This is a genomic window from Paraburkholderia sp. BR14374 (genome assembly GCF_040948685.1).
GTDB lineage: Bacteria > Pseudomonadota > Gammaproteobacteria > Burkholderiales > Burkholderiaceae > Paraburkholderia > Paraburkholderia youngii.
In genome coordinates, this window is the sequence record NZ_JBFPKF010000085.1 from 1 (window position 1) to 2,459 (window position 2,459).

Sequence of the window (2,459 nt, forward strand, 5' to 3'; positions counted from 1 at the left end):
TCGGCCAGATCGGCGAGGTGCGCGCTGAGCAAGGCGCGGCCACGTACCTGTCGGGCTCGATCGAGGACGCGCAGTCCAGATTCAATCTGCGCAATCTGGTCGCGAGTCCGGCGCCCGGCGTGACGCAGATCAGCGCCGAGCAGATGGCCGCGTATCAGCGCCTGCTGGTATCGCTGGGCCTGAGTGGGCAGCTCGCCAAAGTGACCGCGCTGCACGTGCGCGCGGGGCTGTCGCAATCGGCGACGCGCTTTCAGACCGGCACCTCGATCAGCAGCTCGCCGCAGGTCGGCGACGGCGGTATGACGGGCGGCAACTTCACGAACCAGCCCGGCATCGAGGACGGCGAGGACAACGTGGCGGTCGCGCCGCTCTTGATGACGGGCGTCGATTCGCTGCTCGACATTCCGGGCTACACACCGGAGATCGTCGCAAAGCTACGGCCGTTCGTCACCGTGCTGCCGACCGTCACCGCGATCAACATGAACACCGCGTCGGCCGAAGTGATCGCGGCGGTGGTGCCGGGCATGACCGTCTCGCAGGCGCAGGCCTTGGTCGCGCGGCGCCAGACCGTGTTTTTCCGCAACGCCGGCGACGTGCAGCTCGCGCTGACCGCCGCCGGCGTGCGATCGGCGTCGACCGATCCGAATCAGTTCGACGTCAATTCGAGCTACTTTTTAGTCCACGGCAGTGTGCAGCACGAGCGCGCCGAAGTGGATCGCACGACGCTCGTCTATCGCGATCCGCTGACTCACACTACGCGTATCGTGCGGGTACAAGACCAACTATGAATATCGCAATCCACAGAGAGAGTGGCCTTTGAGCACGCTGAACGTCCTATTGCCGCCGCGTGATCCGGCGGTGCCCTCGCAGGAGTAGCAACTTCCCGAGCAGCCGTTCGTGCTGCTCGACAACGCCGGGCGCACGCGGCGCGCCGGGCGCTCGGCGCTCGCGCTGCTGCCGCGCGCGAACACGACGGTGCTGCCCCGGTGGTCGTCCGCAAACTGACCGCGATGAAGGTCGGACGCCACCAAAGTCAACGACTCTACAACCAACTTTAGCGCATCCGCCACGTTTGGCCCGAAAATTGTCATCACCGTCGAGCGCAATCGGCACGGCGGGAGAATCAGGTCGCGAACGGCCGGCGAACGACACCCAATGGTCCGACGCATGAATTGAACAGAATCAACTCGAACGCCGCCCCACCATCAGCATTGCCGCTGTGCCCCCGACCGCCCGTCCGCTCGGGTCCAGATGCGCGCGCAACCCGAACGCATAGGTGTGTGCGAAGAGAATCGTGAAGCCCAGCAACGCTCCCGACGCGGAATAGACCGAGAAGTCCACCGTATCCGTGATGTCAATTTCGAATACCGCCAGCAATAGAGGCATGACGGATATGACGGTGGTCGCGCTAACCTTCCATTCGAGCAGCGCCGCGATCGGCGACGGAAACAGCGTGACGATACCGTACGGCACCAGAACACACGTCCAGCTTTGGCCGTGACGGAGGCCGCGCGCCACACAGATACGCTGATAGAAGCTGAAGGTATCTCCCTTTGTCATGGCCTCACCGCGATGGCTGCCCGGACGCGAAAAGAAAGGTATTGCGCCACCAGCGTCCCGACCCAGAGGCAATGCGATCAGGACCAGCATGTCCGCATAGTGCGCCATCATCAAACTCAGCCATGCCGCGCACGCTCTCGATCCTAGGGTATCCGTCCTTTTCGGGTGGCGTCAAACTCGCCTCATAGCGCTTTGTCACCTTGGCGCCGTGACCTGTCTTTGATTTCAGTTTGAATGACGGTTGTAAGAAGTTGATATACAGCCGCGACACTTGATAAAGTGAGGCAAGTGTTTTCTGTGGCTTCGAGACCTTGTAGCCTGCCGTCCCCCACCAGATGACGTACAGACGGCGCCATTCTTTTGCGCGACCCGCGCCTGATCGTTTTTCTTGCAGGCACGCCAACGCACCATCTCGATACCCGTTGCCTTGAAATCAAAGACGGCCGGGTTCATGAACGCGCAATCGTTATCGCAGTCCAGACCAAGGCCATCCAGATCGCGCGAGCGTCAGCGGGATCGTAATGGGATGGTCCTCCCCACCTGACAGTGGGTTACGCTGTATCGGCTCGTTCAACCGGAGGCAATGCCATGCAAGACGTAACAGTCATTGGAATCGATCTCGGCAAACGTAGAGAGCGTCAAGCAGCATGGCCGGCGGCCAAGATAATTGTCGCCGCCCAGCAAACGTTCGTTTCACCTACACGGCCAGGACAAGTTTGGTAAGGCTGTGTTCCGCAAGAAGGTATCGCGACAGCAGCTGATCGAATTTCTAAGTAGTCGGGTCTGAATAATTCGTTTTGGACGACGCTTGCCCTCACGGCTGGTATTCGACAGCGATTGAGCGGTTGAGCAAAGCGGCCAGAACAGCGGCGTAAAAAAGCCTCAGCTTCCTGAGGATC

General features: G+C 61.0%; 3 protein-coding genes and 2 pseudogenes. 3 read left to right on the top strand and 2 right to left on the bottom strand.

Annotated features, from left to right (window positions below; genetic code table 11):
- Both gspK and AB3X86_RS37995 read left to right on the top strand, forming a co-directional pair.
- On the top strand, positions 1 to 788 hold a 788-nt coding region (gene gspK, locus AB3X86_RS37990; RefSeq protein WP_368599872.1), incomplete at its 5' end, for a type II secretion system minor pseudopilin GspK.
- Positions 789 to 816: 28 nt separating this feature from the next.
- Positions 817 to 981 (top strand): annotated as a pseudogene (locus AB3X86_RS37995) (type II secretion system protein GspL); the annotation flags it as partial.
- Between the two features lie 201 nt (positions 982 to 1,182).
- Here the strand turns inward: AB3X86_RS37995 and AB3X86_RS38000 are convergent.
- The gene (locus AB3X86_RS38000) at positions 1,183 to 1,560 is read right to left on the bottom strand and encodes a hypothetical protein (protein WP_368599873.1); all 378 of its coding nucleotides are present in this window, start codon (positions 1,558 to 1,560) and stop codon (positions 1,183 to 1,185) included.
- A gap of 4 nt (positions 1,561 to 1,564) precedes the next feature.
- Positions 1,565 to 1,963: a hypothetical protein gene (locus AB3X86_RS38005; RefSeq protein ID WP_368599874.1), complete on the bottom strand. Its 399-nt coding sequence runs from the start codon at positions 1,961 to 1,963 to the stop codon at positions 1,565 to 1,567.
- 185 nt (positions 1,964 to 2,148) lie between these two features.
- Here AB3X86_RS38005 and AB3X86_RS38010 point away from each other — a divergent pair.
- Positions 2,149 to 2,329 (top strand): annotated as a pseudogene (locus AB3X86_RS38010) (hypothetical protein); the annotation flags it as partial.
- Positions 2,330 to 2,459 lie beyond the last annotated feature (130 nt).

What these genes read in the sequence shown, in the direction of transcription:
- AB3X86_RS38000 (WP_368599873.1), bottom strand. Translation starts at nt 1,560, where the DNA reads ATGACAAAGGGAGATACCTTCAGCTTCTATCAGCGTATCTGTGTGGCG.